The sequence below is a fragment of the Mycolicibacterium stellerae genome, from assembly GCF_003719305.1.
GTDB lineage: Bacteria > Actinomycetota > Actinomycetes > Mycobacteriales > Mycobacteriaceae > Mycobacterium > Mycobacterium stellerae.
In genome coordinates this window covers 70,919-85,787 of sequence record NZ_RARC01000012.1, presented here as the reverse complement: position 1 = coordinate 85,787, position 14,869 = coordinate 70,919, and the positions used below count along the sequence as shown (strand labels likewise).

Here is a 14,869-nt window from a genome sequence, read left to right as displayed (position 1 = left end):
CACGCTGCGCCGATAGTGATGATTTAGCCTGATGGACGTGCAGGAATCCGGCTTACAGGAATCGAGACTCCGCTGGCGCTCGGCCGTCGCGGGCGTGTTGGCCAAGTCGACTCGGCGTGATCCCGCCGACCTGCCGCCCGAGCCCGAGAGCCTGCTGGATTCACCGACCTATGAGGGCTTTCCGATCCGGGCGTTGTACACCAGCCTGGACGGCTCGGCCGAGCAGCCGCTGCCCGGCGACTGGCCGTTCATCCGCGGTGGCGACGCGCTGCGCGACGTCAAGTCGGGATGGAAGGTCGCCGAGGCGTTTCCCGCCCCCGGCCAGAAGGCCGTCAGCGACGGAAACGGCGCTGTGCTGGTGGCCTTGACGGAGGGTGTCAGCGCGCTGGTGCTGCGGGTGGGCGCACCCGACGGCGTCGCGGCCGCGGAGTTGGACCGCCTGCTCGAGGGCGTGTTCCTTGACCTGGTCCCGGTGATTCTCGACGCCCGTGCAGATTTTGCCGCCGCGGCCGATGCCGTGCTGCCGCAACTGACCGACATGGACGAGGAGCAGCGCGCCCGGCTTTCGATCGACCTCGGCGCCGATCCGCTCACCGCGCCGTTGAGCATGCGGCCCGCTGCGCACATCGCCGATGTCGTCGCGGTAGCCGCAAAGGTCACCGGGTACGCCGGTGGCGTTCGGGCGATCACGGTCGACGGACCCGCGATGCACAACCTCGGGGCAAGCGCGTCGTGGGAGCTGGCCGGAGCCGTCGCCGCAGGCGTCGGATATCTGCGGTTGCTCGGTGAGGCCGGGCTCAGCGCGTCGGATTCGTTGCGGCAGATCAGCTTCCGGCTGGCCGCAGACGACGACCAATTCATGACAATCGCGAAACTGCGCGTGCTGCGCCGACTGTGGGCCAAGGTGGCCGAAGTCGTCGGGGAGCCGGGGGATGGCGCCGCCCGCGTGCATGCGGTCACGTCGATGCCGATGATGACGCAGCGTGACCCGTGGGTGAACATGCTTCGTACCACTGTGGCCGCGTTCGGTGCAGGTGTCGGCGGTGCGGACACCGTGCTCGTTGAGCCGTTCGACGCGGCGATCCCCGGCGGATTGCCCGGTACCGCAGCCAGTTTCGCCCGCCGCATCGCCCGTAACACGCAACTGCTGCTGTTGGAGGAGTCGCACCTCGGTCGGGTGCTCGATCCTGCGGGCGGTTCGTGGTTCGTAGAGGACCTCACCGAGCGGCTCGCCGACACGGCGTGGGAGCACTTCCAGGAGATCGAGGCGCAGGGCGGCTTCGCGGAGGCCCGCGACTTCGTCGCCGCGCAGATCGAAGAGGTTCGCGACCGGCGCGTCGACGACGTCAATCACCGTCGCAAGGCGCTCACCGGCGTCAACGAGTACCCTAACCTCGGTGAACCGCCGCTGCCGCAAGGTGATTCGGTGAGCACCGTTGCGCGCTATGCCGCGGGCTTCGAGGCGCTGCGCGACCGCTCCGACGCGCATCTGGCGAAGACAGGTGTTCGGCCGAAGGTGCTTTTGCTGCCGCTTGGTCCACTCGCGGAACACAACATTCGCACGACGTTCGCCACCAACCTGCTCGCGTCGGGCGGCATCGAGGCCGTGAACCCGGGCGCCGTCGATGCCGGACGGGTGGCCGACGCCGTTTCGGCGGCCGACGGGCTCGGCGTCGCGGTGATCTGCGGGACCGACGCCCGATACGGGACCGAATCGGCGGATGTGGTCGAGGCCGCCCGCAAGGCCGGGGTATCGCGGGTTCTGCTTGCCGGGCCTGAAAAGGCGGTCGCTGAGGCCGATTCCAAGCCAGACGACTATCTGACCGCCAAGATCGACGCGGTCGACGCACTGTCGGACCTGCTCAATCGATTGGGGGCATGACGATGACCGCCACCACAGGAATCGGCAGCTTCGCCGACGTCCCCCTGCGCAGCGAGCGGGCCACCGCCCCCGCCACCGAGGCAACCGTCGCCGCGCACGTCGGTGCCGCCGCGGACGCACACGGGTACACACCCGAGCAGCTCCAGTGGCCGACGCCGGAGGGCATCGACGTCAAGCCGGTCTACATCGCTGCCGACCGCGAGGCCGCCGTTGCGGCGGGCTATCCACTGGACACGTTCCCAGGTGCGCCGCCGTATCTGCGTGGCCCGTACCCGACGATGTATGTCAATCAGCCGTGGACCATCCGGCAGTACGCCGGCTTCTCCACGGCCGCGGAGTCCAACGCGTTCTATCGACGCAACCTGGCTGCGGGCCAGAAGGGCTTGTCGGTGGCATTCGACCTCGCCACCCACCGCGGCTACGACTCTGACCATCCCCGTGTCGCAGGTGACGTCGGAATGGCAGGCGTGGCAATCGATTCCATCCTGGACATGCGCCAACTGTTTGACGGTATCGACCTGTCAACGGTCTCGGTTTCGATGACGATGAACGGCGCGGTGCTGCCGATCCTCGCATTGTATGTAGTGGCCGCGGAGGAACAGGGTGTGTCGCCCGAGAAGCTGGCCGGGACCATCCAGAACGACATCCTCAAAGAGTTCATGGTCCGCAACACCTACATCTACCCGCCGAAGCCGTCGATGCGGATCATCTCCGACATCTTCGGCTACACCAGCGTGCGGATGCCGAAGTTCAACTCGATCTCCATCTCCGGCTATCACATCCAAGAGGCCGGTGCGACAGCGGATTTGGAGCTGGCCTACACGCTTGCCGACGGTGTCGAGTACATCAAGGCGGGTCTCGACGCGGGCCTTTCCATCGACAAGTTCGCGCCGCGGCTGTCCTTCTTCTGGGGCATCGGGATGAACTTCTTCATGGAGGTCGCCAAGCTACGGGCCGGGCGGCTGCTGTGGAGCGAGCTGGTCGCGCGGTTCGATCCTAAGGATGCGAAATCGCTTTCCCTGCGCACGCATTCGCAGACCTCCGGATGGTCGCTGACCGCGCAGGACCCGTTCAACAACGTCGCCCGCACGTGCATCGAGGCGATGGCCGCCACCCAGGGGCACACCCAGTCGCTGCACACCAATGCACTCGACGAGGCGCTGGCGCTGCCCACCGACTTCTCGGCACGGATCGCGCGCAACACCCAGCTGCTGCTGCAGCAGGAGTCCGGCACCACAAGACCGATCGACCCGTGGGGCGGCTCCTATTACGTGGAGTGGCTCACCCACCAGCTTGCCGAGCGGGTCCGCGCCCACATCCGCGAGGTCGACGAGCACGGTGGCATGGCGCAGGCCATCGACGACGGGATCCCGAAGCTGCGCATCGAGGAGGCGGCGGCTCGCACCCAGGCCCGCATCGACTCCGGCCAGCAGCCTGTGATCGGCATCAACAAATACCAGGTCGACGAGGATCACGAGATCGAGGTGCTCAAGGTCGAAAACAGCCGGGTGCGCGCCGAGCAGATCGCCAAGCTGGAGAAGCTGCGCGCCGGGCGGGACAAGTCCGCCGTTGACGCTGCGCTGGCCGACCTGACCACGGCGGCCGAAGGAGGCGAGGGCAATCTGCTCGAGCTCGCCATCAACGCCGCGAGGGCGAACGCCACCGTCGGCGAGATCTCCGATGCGCTGGAGCGAGTCTGGGGACGCCATCAGGCCGAGATCCGTACCATCGCCGGGGTCTACCGCGACGAAGTCGGAAAGGTCAGCAACATCGCAAGCGCCACCGAGCTAGTCGAGAAGTTCGCCGAGGCCGACGGTCGCAGGCCGCGCATCCTGGTCGCCAAGATGGGCCAGGATGGTCACGACCGTGGGCAGAAGGTGATCGCGACCGCGTTCGCCGACATCGGATTCGACGTCGACGTCGGCTCGCTGTTCTCCACTCCCGAGGAGGTGGCGCGGCAGGCGGCCGACAACGACGTGCACGTCGTCGGGGTGTCCTCGCTGGCCGCCGGTCACCTGACGCTCGTTCCTGCGCTGCGCGACGCGCTCGCTGAGGTCGGGCGGCCGGACATCATGGTCGTGGTCGGCGGGGTGATCCCGCCCGGTGACTTCGACGAGTTATACGCGGCAGGCGCAACCGCGATCTTCCCGCCCGGCACGGTGATCGCCGACGCCGCGATCGGCTTGCTGCACAAGCTGGCCGAGCGCTCGGGTTACGACCTCGGCTAGATGGTCCCGGCGGGGCTGGAGCGAAGCGACCGGGGGGATATGACGCAGCAGCAGATCGACGACCTCGCCGCCGCGATCAAGAACCGTGATCGTGCGGCATTGCCGCGGGCGATCACGCTCGTCGAGTCGACAAGGGCTGATCACCGCGAGCAGGCACAGCGGCTGCTGATGGAGTTGATGCCGGAGGCGGGCTCGGCAATGCACGTGGGCATCACCGGTGTCCCCGGCGTCGGCAAGTCGACGACGATCGAGGCTCTCGGAATGCACCTCATCGAGCAGGGCCACCGGGTTGCGGTGCTGGCCGTCGACCCGTCGTCCACGCGTACCGGCGGATCGATCCTGGGTGACAAGACCCGGATGGCGAAGCTGGCCGTTCATCCCGAGGCCTACATCCGGCCGTCGCCGACCTCGGGCACGCTCGGCGGCGTCGCCAGGGCCACCCGGGAAACCATCGTGCTGCTCGAGGCGGCCGGCTTCGACGTGATCCTGGTGGAGACCGTCGGTGTCGGGCAGTCCGAGGTGACGGTCGCCAACATGGTCGACACGTTCGTCTTCCTGACCCTCGCCCGTACCGGCGACCAGCTGCAGGGCATCAAGAAGGGTGTGCTAGAGCTCGCCGACATCGTCGTGGTGAACAAAGCCGACGGTGCGCACGCCACCGAGGCCAAGGCGGCCGCCCGCGAACTGTCAGGCGCGATCCGGCTGATCTATCCCCGCGAAACACTCTGGCGCCCACCGGTTCTGACGATGAGCGCGTTGCAGGGCACGGGCCTGACCGAGCTGTGGGACACCGTGCTCAAACACCGTCAGGTGCTCACCGACGCGGGGGAGTTCGAAGCCAGGCGCAACTCCCAGCAGGTGGACTGGACCTGGTCGATGGTCCGCGACACCGTGCTCGACCGGGTGCTCAACAATCCCGCGGTGCGCAAGATCCGCGTCGAGGTGGAGCGCCAGGTACGCGACGGCGAGCTGACCCCCGCGCTGGCGGCACAGCAGATTCTCGACGCGGCCGGAGATCGGGAACGACCCCGCGACAAGCAGTGAACTGGCGCACCCGAAACAGGAGAACTTGCGCTCGCCTCGGATTCAAACGGCCGAATTGGTAGGGATATACCCGATTCGTCGCCGAGTCACGGCTAGCTAGCGTCCGAAATGTAGGTCGAACACTCGACGAAATGAGGCCGCTGGTGTTAAGAATTTCAGTTTCAAAGAGATCCGGGGTGTCCGTTGCTTCGGCGGCGATCTGCGCAGCAGGGTCGCTCATGGCTGCAACGCCGGCGCAGGCCGACCCGGCTTGCCAGAACTACGAATTCCCGGGTGCGGAACTTGTCATATTTCAGAGCGATAGCTGGGGAGTTAAGATCCCTACAACCGGACAACGGATGACGGGCAGGTTGTACGCCACTGATCGTGGTGCTGAATCAAACAATTTCGCGCATTACGGCTCCCCGTCCGGAGGCATCAACGGGACCATTATCGACTTCACGGTGGCCTGGGACGACGGTCACAGATCTCACTACTTCGGGTCGGTCATGGGTGACGGCCATGGCGCTGGCGAGCGCGATGACGTGCGAACCGTGGGGGCCGGCCCCGACAACACGACCTGGCATACAGAGCAGCCGTTGAAGTGCATACCGGCACCGGCCGCGGCTCCCGCTCAACCGGCGCCGATGCCGGCCGACCCGCCCCCGGCGGCGCCCCAGCCTGCAAAGGCAACGGCAACCGTCATCGAGGGTACGGATGTCTACGACGCCCCCGACGGGGACGGTAACGAGGTCGGGGTGTTCCTGGCAACAGGTCGCGGGCTAGAGATTGTCGACCCCGGTTGCCGCGACGACTGGTGCCATCTCGCCGTCGCGGAAGCACCCGGCGGCGTCGGCTGGGTCTACCAGCCCCATCTGCAGATGGCGGGCTAGATCAGATTGCTGTCCGGTGCAGCCCCGGCACCTCTGACATGCGATGTAACAACGGATCGGTAACGGCCGGATTATTTGCCGGGGTTGCAGGTAAATTAGATACATTGTGAAGCACTCTGACAGCGGGGAGCGCAGCGCGGCGCTCCCACACGGTGTTCAAGGCGCAGCCGACCCGCACTTCGCCTGTGCGGTGCGGGCATTCAGCAAAATGTTTCCCGGCCCCCGCTTCGGGGGAGGGGCACTTTCGGTCTTCCTTGACGGCGAGCCCGTCGTCGACGTGTGGACGGGGTGGTCCGACCGCCGCGGCACCACGCACTGGTCGGCCGACACCGGTGCGATGGTCTTCTCGGCCACGAAGGGGATGGCCTCAACGGTCATCCACCGGCTCGCCGACCGTGGCCTGATCGACTACGAAGCCCCGGTCGCCGAGTACTGGCCCGAGTTCGGCGCCAACGGCAAGGCGGCCATCACCGTCCGCGAGGTAATGCGGCACCGGGCCGGGCTGTCGCAGCTCAACGGCGCCAGCAGGGCCGACCTGATGGACCACGTCAAGATGGAGGAGCGGCTCGCGGCCGCCTCGGTGAACCGGGTGCTCTACGGCAAGGGCGCCTACCACGCGTTGACGTACGGCTGGCTGATGTCGGGGCTGGCCCGAGCGGTCACCGGCAAGGGGATGCGCCGGCTGATCCGCGAGGAGCTGGCCGAGCCGCTCAACACCGAGGGTCTGCACCTGGGTCGCCCTCCCGTCGATGCGCCGACGAAGCCCGCCCAGATCATCATCCCGCAGGGCGCACTGAAGAACGCGGTGCTCGGCCACGTCGTACCGAAGCTCGCCGCGCTGCAATGGTCCGGCGGCCTTGGTGCGCTCTACTTCCCCGAGATGTTCTCGGTTGTGCAGGGCGATATCCCGTTCCTCGACGGTGAGATTCCCGCCGCCAACGGGACGGCCACCGCGCGCGGCCTTGCGAAGATGTACGCACCGCTGGCATGTGGGGGCAGGGTGGACGGGCGGCAGTTCCTGTCCCCGGAACTGACGGCGGGTCTGATCGGCAGGCCCAACCGCCGGCCCGACCGAAACATCGTGTTTCCCATGGCATTCCATCTCGGCTACCACTCGATCCCGCTAGGCGGCCTGATGCCGGGCTTCGGCCATGCGGGCCTTGGCGGCTCGCTCGGCTGGGCCGACCCGAGCACTGGAATGTCCTTCGGCTTCGTGCACAACCGGCTGCTGACCCCGTTCGTGGTCACCGACCAGGCGGGCTTCGTCGCCACGGCCGCGTTGATCCGCAGGGGCGCCGCAGCGGCACGCAAGCGCGGATACCGGCCGGTGGCGGCATTCGGCGCACCGTTCGTCCCCGAGACTCAACCCGTCGCGCTGTAGGGACTACGCGTCACGACGCCCCTCGTTCGAGTTCCTCCGCCTCCTCGACCGCGGCGAGCGGAGATTGCCGAAGCGCGAGCTTCTGTTGGTTTTGCAGCATGTCCATCGCCAATCGGGCGTAGATCATCTGGCTGGTGATCGCCATCTGACCACGGCTGTGGCCGAGGAACGTGATGAACCAGGTGATGAGTGTGGTGAACCGGTTCTTGAAGCCGACCAGATACACGAGATGCAGTACCAACCAGGCGAGCCACGCGATGAAGCCGCCGAATTCGAGCTTGCCGACCTGGGCGACCGCGCTGAACCGCGAAATCGTCGCCATGCTGCCCTTGTCGAAGTACTTGAACGGCGCGCGGTTGGCCGGGTCGGCGTGGCCGGCGAGCTCACGCTTGATCAGCTTGGTCACGTACTTGGCGCCCTGGATCGCGCCCTGCGCCATGCCCGGTACGCCCTGGACCGACATCAGGTCGCCGACGACGAAGACGTTCGGATGGCCCTTCACCGACAGATCCGGCTCCATGATGACCCGGCCCGCGCGGTCGGTCTCGGTGCCGTCGGACTGCTCGGCGATCATCTTGCCCAGCGGGCTGGCCTGGACACCGGCCGACCACACCTTGCAGGCACATTCGATCCGGCGCTCGGCGCCGTCCTTGTCCTTTACCGTGACGCCCTGATAGTCCACGTTCGTCACCAGCGCGTTGAGCTGGACCTCGACGCCCATCTTCTCCAGCCGCCGCTGCGCCTTCAGCCCCAGTTTCTCGCCCATCGGCGGCAGCACCGCGCCCGCTCCCTCGAGCAGAATCACTCGGCATTCGTTTGGCTTGATGGTCCGAAACGCCCCGGCCAGCGTGCGATCGGCGAGTTCGGCGATCTGGCCTGCCAGCTCGACACCTGTCGGTCCCGCGCCGACCACCACGAAAGTCAGCCTGCGTTCACGCTCAGCGTGATCGGTGGTGACCTCCGCTGCCTCGAAGGCCCCGAGTATCCGGCCGCGCAGTTCCAGCGCGTCGTCGATCGTCTTCATGCCAGGGGCGAACGTCGCGAACTGGTCGTTGCCGAAGTAGGACTGCTGTGCGCCCGCCGCCACGATGAGGCTGTCGAAATGCGACACCGTCGTCATCGTCATCAACTTGGAGGTGACGGTCTTGGCTTTCAGATCGATCGCTTCGACCTCACCGAGGAGCACTTGCACGTTCTTCTGCTTGCGCAGCACCAGGCGCGTGGTCGGCGCGATCTCGCCTTCGGACAGAATCCCCGTCGCCACCTGGTAGAGCAGCGGCTGGAACAGGTGAGTGGTGGTCCTCGAGATCAAGGTGACGTCGACGTCGGCTCCTTTAAGGGCCCTGGCCGCAGTCAACCCTCCGAACCCGGACCCGATGATCACGACGCGGTGGCGCCCGGTGGTCTCCGATGGCGCTGTCTGTTCCGCTCCTCGCGAGCTCGGTGTCAGTGTCATCGCGTTCCTCCCCAATTCGGCGGCGAGGCAACGATAACCCGAGGAGCCAGGTCAGACCCTGGTGAACCACCTCGTCTTGATCCGCCACGAATGGGCGGACGCCAGCGCGAACCCGGCGCCGCACAGGCACGCAAACACCCACACCGGCGTGCTCCCTACCGCCGTCTGCAGGTCCGGCAAGTAAGCGGTGGTGATGCGAACGGCACACGCCAGGATGCCGAAGACCGAAGACGCCAGATAGAAGTTGGCGATGCGTCTTGACCGCGGGTCTCGGCGCAGCACGAGGGTGGCCCTGATGCCGTACCCCAGCAGATAGATCAGGGTGCCGCAAAGAAGAAGCCAGTACAGGTTCAGCCAGAAGTCGGTCGGAACCGTGAAGAAATCGGGTGCATAGATCCGCGCCCCGTTACCGACGGAGAATGTCACGAGCAGCAGTGGGATGCACAGTGTGGCGGGCCGCTCCACGTATTGCTTGAACGTCTTCTGCATGGCGTCGTCGTCGGCCAGCCTGCCGAGAGTGTTGTAGATGAGGGCCGACGCCGCAACGATGTAGCAGTCGTGGCCGAGGTAATCCTCGAGGTTCCACTTGCCGGTGAGGGCGTGCAGCCAGTGCCCGACGGTTTCAGAAGCCAGCGGGGACATCAAGAGCACGGCCACACCCTGCAGGGCGATGTTGAGGGTGGCGGCGACCTCCCACCGGCACGTCCATGTGACCCGTCGGATCCACAGGCTCCACCCGATGCACGCGATCGTGATCGCTAGGAGTGTTGCGAGGGCCATCCTACTTGCCTTTGCGCTGAGGTCGGTTCAGCAAATTCTACAGCGGTGGGGCGTCCTGCCGAGGCTTCATTTCAGACAGCTTCAGCGGGCGGACTCGTCGCGTCTCAACGGTTGCCAGTGCCACGTTGGCGTTCTCGAAGTAGCTCGCCACCTCCTGGTGGCTCATCAACCCGAATCGAACCTGGAGGTCAGGGTAGCTAAGAGCGAACCGATCGGCCACGAGGCGTAGTTCCTCGGCGTCTGGATAGCCATCTTCCTTGATCCGCCGGTAGTACGTGCTGCTAGAAACCCCGAGCGCGTCGTAGATGTTCTTGGCGTCGACTTCCCCGTCAAGAAGGTAGTCGAGCAGGGCCTTCAATTGCCGACCGTTCTCATCTGTACGTGGCACCGCATTACTTTAACCCGTTTCTCCCGCAAATGGGCAGTGGCAATCGAATGCCGGAAGCGGTTGCTGTTATTGACGGCGGTGTCACACTTTTGGGAGAGGTCTCCCATTTTTGGGACATCGCACGTACTGTTAGCTCCATGTTGATTGCAGAATTTGCCAGCAGCCCTTTCCGAATCGCCGACCACGTAACTGTTGATGCTCCGCAAGCCGCCGACCTCACGAAAATCTCCGCGACACTGGACAGCACGCTGACCGCTGAACTCGACGGCGCGCAGTGGTCTCTTGGCCTGGCCGGCGAGGAAATCCTCCTCGCGGCTCTCGGTCTAGCGATCGCCCGCACGATCGGCGAAGGTGTCGTTCCCGTTGACGTCGCGGGCCACAGCGGGTCCATTCCCCTTTCGTGCACGTCCGCCGGCCTGGCCACGGCCACGGAGGCGCTGGGCGCCGTGCACCGCAGCCTTTCTGCGGGTTCGACCGCACCCAAGCTCGCCGCACAGCCGGCGTCCGAAATCTTCTTCTCCTATCTCGGCACCGAGCCGGGGCTGCGCCATCCGTTGGAGCTCCGGGCGTATCGGGCCGACGGCCTGGTGCAGCTCGATTGGTGGTATGACACCCGCAGCTTCGACTCCTACACCGTCGAAGAACTCAGCGAGCAGCTGCCGCTCGCTCTGATCGAGCTGACGTCGGAGGCCATGCCGCAATCGCATACCCCGATGGCTGTCGGTCACTGAGCCGCTAGAATTACCTATCGGCGCTGATCCGGCCATCACCGGGGAGCCTTCGGAAGAACAGCTCAGGCCCAAGAGTCTGGCCAAGTAGACCCGAACGGGTTGGCCCGTCACAGCCACAAGTCGAGCGGCGCACTCACGTGCGCAAGCGGGGTGGTACCGCGGCGTTCGCGCACCGGCGCGGCGTCGTCCCCGTGCCATGAACGACGTTTTGGCATGGAGACGACGTAAGACCGTGACGACCTATCCGAAGCCGGCTGCCGGCGCGCCGAACTTCCCGGCGCTCGAATCCGACGTGCTGGACTACTGGGACAGCGACGACACCTTCCTGGCGAGCGTCTCGCGCCGCGACGGCGCACCGGAGTACGTGTTCTATGACGGACCTCCGTTCGCCAACGGCCTCCCGCACTACGGCCACCTGCTCACCGGCTACGTCAAGGACATCGTGCCGCGGTACCGCACCATGCGCGGGTACAAGGTCGAGCGCCGCTTCGGTTGGGACACCCACGGACTGCCCGCGGAGCTGGAAGTGCAGCGCCAGCTCGGCATCACCGACAAATCGCAGATCGACGAGATGGGCATCGAGAAGTTCAACGATGCCTGCCGCGCGTCGGTGCTGAAGTACACCCGGGAGTGGCGCGCCTACGTGACGCGCCAGGCGCGCTGGGTGGACTTCGACAACGACTACAAGACCCTGGATCTGACGTTCATGGAGTCGGTGATCTGGGCCTTCAAACAGTTGTGGGACAAGGGCCTTGCCTACGAAGGCTATCGAGTGTTGCCGTACTGCTGGAATGACGAGACGCCGTTGTCCAGCCACGAACTGCGGATGGACGACGACGTCTACCAAAGTCGCCAGGACCCGGCCATCACGGTCGGCTTCCGGATCACCGAAGGACCGCTGCGAGACGCGTACCTGTTGGTGTGGACGACGACACCGTGGACCCTGCCCTCCAACCAGGCAGTGGCGGTCAATCGCGACGTCGACTACGTGCTCGTGCAGGCGGCGGATCGCCGCTATGTGCTGGCCAAGGCGCGACTTGCCGCATACGCAAGGGAGCTCGGGGAGGAACCCGAGATCCTGGCCACCTACAAAGGCGACGAGCTTCTTGGCACGCACTATCTGCCGCCGTTCGCGTATTTCATGGACGCGCCAAACAGTTTTCAGGTGCTGTCCGGTGAACACGTCACCACCGAGGACGGCACCGGCATCGTGCACATGTCTCCGGCATACGGCGAAGCGGACATGGCGACGGTAGCGCCGGCCGGCATCGTCGCCGTCACGCCGGTGGACGCCAAGGGCCGGTTCGACGCGACCGTGCCCGACTACGTCGGCCAGCACGTATTCGACGCCAACCCGCAGATCATCCGCGATCTGAAGAATCAGAGCGGCCCGGCCGCGCAGAACGCGCCCGTGCTGTTGCGGCACGAGACCTACGAACACTCCTACCCGCACTGCTGGCGGTGCCGGAATCCGTTGATCTACCGCGCGGTTTCGTCGTGGTTCGTCAAGGTCACCGAGTTCCGGGACCGCATGGTCGAACTCAACCAGCAGATCACCTGGTACCCCGAGCATGTGAAGGACGGACAGTTCGGCAAGTGGCTGTCCAACGCCCGCGACTGGTCGATCTCCCGAAACCGTTACTGGGGCAGCCCGATCCCGGTGTGGACCTCCGACGACCCGGCTCATCCGCGCATCGACGTCTACGGCAGTCTCGACGAGCTGGAGCGCGACTTCGGCGTCCGACCGGACAACCTGCACAGGCCCTACATCGACGAGCTGACGCGGCCCAACCCCGACGATCCGACCGGCAAGTCCACGATGCGCAGAATTCCTGACGTGTTCGACGTCTGGTTCGACTCCGGATCGATGCCCTACGCACAGGTGCACTACCCGTTCGAGAACGCCGACTGGTTCGACTCGCACTTCCCGGCGGACTTCATCGTGGAGTACATCGGCCAGACCCGCGGCTGGTTCTACATGATGCACGTGCTAGCCACCGCGCTGTTCGATCGCCCGGCATTCAAAACCTGTGTGTCGCACGGCATCGTGCTAGGCAATGACGGTCAGAAGATGAGCAAGTCGTTGCGTAACTATCCCGATGTCACCGAGGTTTTCGACCGGGACGGCTCGGATGCGATGCGGTGGTTTCTGATGGCGTCGCCCATCCTTCGCGGCGGCAACCTGATCGTCACCGAACAGGGCATCCGCGAGGGTGTTCGGCAGGTGCAGCTGCCGATCTGGAACGCCTACACCTTCCTTTCGCTCTACGCGCCGAAGAAGGGCACCTGGCGGACGAACTCGACGCACGTCCTCGATCGCTACATCCTGGCCAAGCTCGCGCAGCTGCGCGACGATCTGACCGCGTCGATGGACGCGTGTGATATCTCCGGAGCCTGCGACGAGCTGAGGCAGTTCACCGAAGCGTTGACGAATTGGTATGTGCGGCGGTCTCGTTCGCGGTTCTGGGAAGAGGATCCCGACGCGATCGACACGCTGCACACCGTGTTGGAGGTGGCCGGCCGGCTGGCCGCTCCGCTGCTCCCGTTGACCACCGAAGTGATCTGGCGGGGTATCACCGGCGAGCGTTCCGTGCACCTCACCGACTGGCCGGAGTCGGGTGACCTACCGCACGACGCCGACCTGGTGGCAGCCATGGACCAGGTGCGTGAGGTGGCGTCGGCGGCATCGTCGCTGCGCAAGGCGAAGAAGCTGCGAGTGCGGCTGCCGCTTCTGAGACTGACTGTCGCCGTGGAGGCCCCGCAGCGCCTCGAGCCGTTCAAGGATCTGCTCGCCGACGAACTCAACGTCAAGGACGTGGAGCTCACCGACGACATCGCGAGCTACGGGCGTTTCGAGCTCACGGTCAACGCGCGCGAAGCGGGCCCGCGTATCGGCAAGGACGTGCAGGCGGCGATCAAGGCGGTGAAGGCAGGTGAAGGTGTCGTCAACCCGGACGGCACGCTGACCGCGGGCCCGGCCGTGTTGCTGCCAGAGGAATTCAGCTCGAGGCTGGTGGCCGCCGACCCCGAGTTCACCGCGGCTCTGCCAGAGGGATCGGGCCTGGTGGTGCTCGACGGCACCGTCACGCCGGAACTGGAAGCCGAGGGCTGGGCCAAGGACCGCATCCGGGAACTCCAGGAGCTGCGCAGGACGACGGGTCTGGATGTGTCCGACCGTATTTCGGTGGTGATGGCGGTGCCCGCGGAACGCGCGGATTGGGCGCGCACGCACGCAGACATGATCGCGCGGGAGATCCTGGCGACCACGTTCGAGTTCGGCGAGCCCGCCGACGGCAGCGACATCGGTGACGGGGTGCGGGTGGCGATCGCCAAGGTCTAGCGGCGCAGCACCGCGGCGACGACCTTCGCGAAGTCGGACAGCACGTCGCGGATGAAACGAGTGCGCCGGTAGCCGATCGCGTCGAGCAGCGGACCGTGGTCGAAGGCCACCACGACGGTGGCGCCGACCGCGGTCAGCCACCAGAACGCGAAGGCCAGCGCGCGTGCCCCGGCGCGCGATCCGGCGAAGCCTGCGCGCAACCGGTCAACCTGGAACCGCACGTGTGGGTGCTCGTCGGCCACGATGCGGGCGGCCACCGCCCGTACGACGCGGTCGGGCCCCGCGTTGGCCAGCCCACCGTAATAGGACAGCGCTACCACTTCGGCGACGGTCAACACCATCAACTCGGTCCGCAGCCCCATCAGCCTGCGCAACCGCACGAAGACCGCGTCCGACCAGTGTCTGCGCATGGGCTGCCCATCGAGGTAGCCCAGCAGTCGCAGCAGCAACGCGGCGTGCTGCTGCTCCTCTGCCACGAAGAGTTCCGCGGCGCGCAGATATTCGAGATCACCCGCTCGCGCGGCCTTTCGCAGCAGCTGTTCGCCGTCACCGCTCTCGCCGAGCTGGAACCGCCGCACCGATTCGATCAGCGGGTTCCGCACCGAATCGGGGATATCGCTGCGGTCCGCGAACGGGATGGCCGCATCGGCCTTCGCGTGCGCGTGCTCGTTCTGCTCAAAATGTTGCACCCAGGAACCGAAGATGCCGGCGTCGCCGCGCACGCGAGGAGCAGAAAGATCGTCGGCCTGTTGCGTCATGGTCGCCAG

Annotated in this window: 11 protein-coding genes; 7 read left to right on the top strand and 4 right to left on the bottom strand. The window is 65.9% G+C overall.

Going from position 1 to position 14,869, the window contains the following annotated elements; all coding sequences use genetic code 11:
- Window positions 1–31: 31 nt before the first annotated feature.
- From mutA to lipL, 5 genes are all read left to right on the top strand, one after another.
- Window positions 32–1,882 carry a methylmalonyl-CoA mutase small subunit gene (gene mutA / locus D6M19_RS16845; protein ID WP_123026378.1) on the top strand — a complete coding sequence of 617 codons (1,851 nt, stop codon included), beginning with the start codon at window positions 32–34 and terminating at the stop codon, window positions 1,880–1,882.
- 2 nt (window positions 1,883–1,884) lie between these two features.
- Window positions 1,885–4,110, top strand: coding sequence for a methylmalonyl-CoA mutase (scpA, locus tag D6M19_RS16840; protein ID WP_123026377.1), 2,226 nt, complete (start codon window positions 1,885–1,887; stop codon window positions 4,108–4,110).
- A 39-nt stretch (window positions 4,111–4,149) separates the two neighbouring features.
- Window positions 4,150–5,154 (top strand): methylmalonyl Co-A mutase-associated GTPase MeaB, encoded by a 1,005-nt coding sequence (meaB, locus tag D6M19_RS16835; RefSeq protein WP_123026458.1) that lies wholly within the window; start codon window positions 4,150–4,152, stop codon window positions 5,152–5,154.
- Window positions 5,155–5,492: 338 nt separating this feature from the next.
- A complete protein-coding gene (locus D6M19_RS16830) occupies window positions 5,493–6,026 on the top strand; it encodes an SH3 domain-containing protein (protein WP_123026376.1) in 534 nt (177 codons plus the stop codon).
- Window positions 6,027–6,132: 106 nt separating this feature from the next.
- Window positions 6,133–7,407, top strand: a complete 1,275-nt coding sequence (lipL, locus tag D6M19_RS16825; protein WP_234834897.1) for an esterase/beta-lactamase LipL — start codon at window positions 6,133–6,135, stop codon at window positions 7,405–7,407.
- A gap of 10 nt (window positions 7,408–7,417) precedes the next feature.
- Here the strand turns inward: lipL and D6M19_RS16820 are convergent, their stop codons facing one another.
- Genes D6M19_RS16820 through D6M19_RS16810 form a run of 3 tightly spaced genes read right to left on the bottom strand, consistent with a single transcriptional unit; the run spans window position 7,418 to window position 10,031 of the window.
- Complete coding sequence (locus D6M19_RS16820) at window positions 7,418–8,863, bottom strand: type II NADH:quinone oxidoreductase NdhA (protein WP_123026374.1); 1,446 nt, start codon at window positions 8,861–8,863, stop codon at window positions 7,418–7,420.
- 51 nt (window positions 8,864–8,914) lie between these two features.
- A complete protein-coding gene (locus D6M19_RS16815) occupies window positions 8,915–9,643 on the bottom strand; it encodes a hypothetical protein (RefSeq protein ID WP_123026373.1) in 729 nt (242 codons plus the stop codon).
- A 37-nt stretch (window positions 9,644–9,680) separates the two neighbouring features.
- Window positions 9,681–10,031 (bottom strand): XRE family transcriptional regulator, encoded by a 351-nt coding sequence (locus tag D6M19_RS16810; protein ID WP_123026372.1) that lies wholly within the window; start codon window positions 10,029–10,031, stop codon window positions 9,681–9,683.
- Between D6M19_RS16810 and D6M19_RS16805 the strand changes: the two genes are divergently transcribed.
- Window positions 10,025–10,762, top strand: coding sequence for a hypothetical protein (locus D6M19_RS16805; protein ID WP_234834896.1), 738 nt, complete (start codon window positions 10,025–10,027; stop codon window positions 10,760–10,762). The two genes, D6M19_RS16810 and D6M19_RS16805, sit on opposite strands and share 7 nt — an antisense overlap.
- Before the next feature lie 232 nt (window positions 10,763–10,994).
- A complete protein-coding gene (gene ileS, locus D6M19_RS16800; RefSeq protein ID WP_123026371.1) occupies window positions 10,995–14,102 on the top strand; it encodes an isoleucine--tRNA ligase in 3,108 nt (1,035 codons plus the stop codon).
- On the opposite strand, the gene D6M19_RS16795 is transcribed toward ileS, so the two are convergent.
- Entirely contained in the window at window positions 14,099–14,860 is a 762-nt protein-coding gene (locus D6M19_RS16795) for a ferritin-like domain-containing protein (protein WP_123026370.1), read from the bottom strand. The genes ileS and D6M19_RS16795 overlap by 4 nt on opposite strands.
- Window positions 14,861–14,869: the final 9 nt, after the last annotated feature.

Coding starts and splice junctions, on each gene's coding strand:
- mutA (WP_123026378.1), top strand. CDS start 32: ATGGACGTGCAGGAATCCGGCTTACAGGAATCGAGACTCCGCTGGCGC.
- scpA (WP_123026377.1), top strand. CDS start 1,885: ATGACCGCCACCACAGGAATCGGCAGCTTCGCCGACGTCCCCCTGCGC.
- meaB (WP_123026458.1), top strand. CDS start 4,150: ATGACGCAGCAGCAGATCGACGACCTCGCCGCCGCGATCAAGAACCGT.
- D6M19_RS16830 (WP_123026376.1), top strand. CDS start 5,493: ATGACGGGCAGGTTGTACGCCACTGATCGTGGTGCTGAATCAAACAAT.
- D6M19_RS16820 (WP_123026374.1), bottom strand. CDS start 8,863: ATGACACTGACACCGAGCTCGCGAGGAGCGGAACAGACAGCGCCATCG.
- D6M19_RS16815 (WP_123026373.1), bottom strand. CDS start 9,643: ATGGCCCTCGCAACACTCCTAGCGATCACGATCGCGTGCATCGGGTGG.
- D6M19_RS16795 (WP_123026370.1), bottom strand. CDS start 14,860: ATGACGCAACAGGCCGACGATCTTTCTGCTCCTCGCGTGCGCGGCGAC.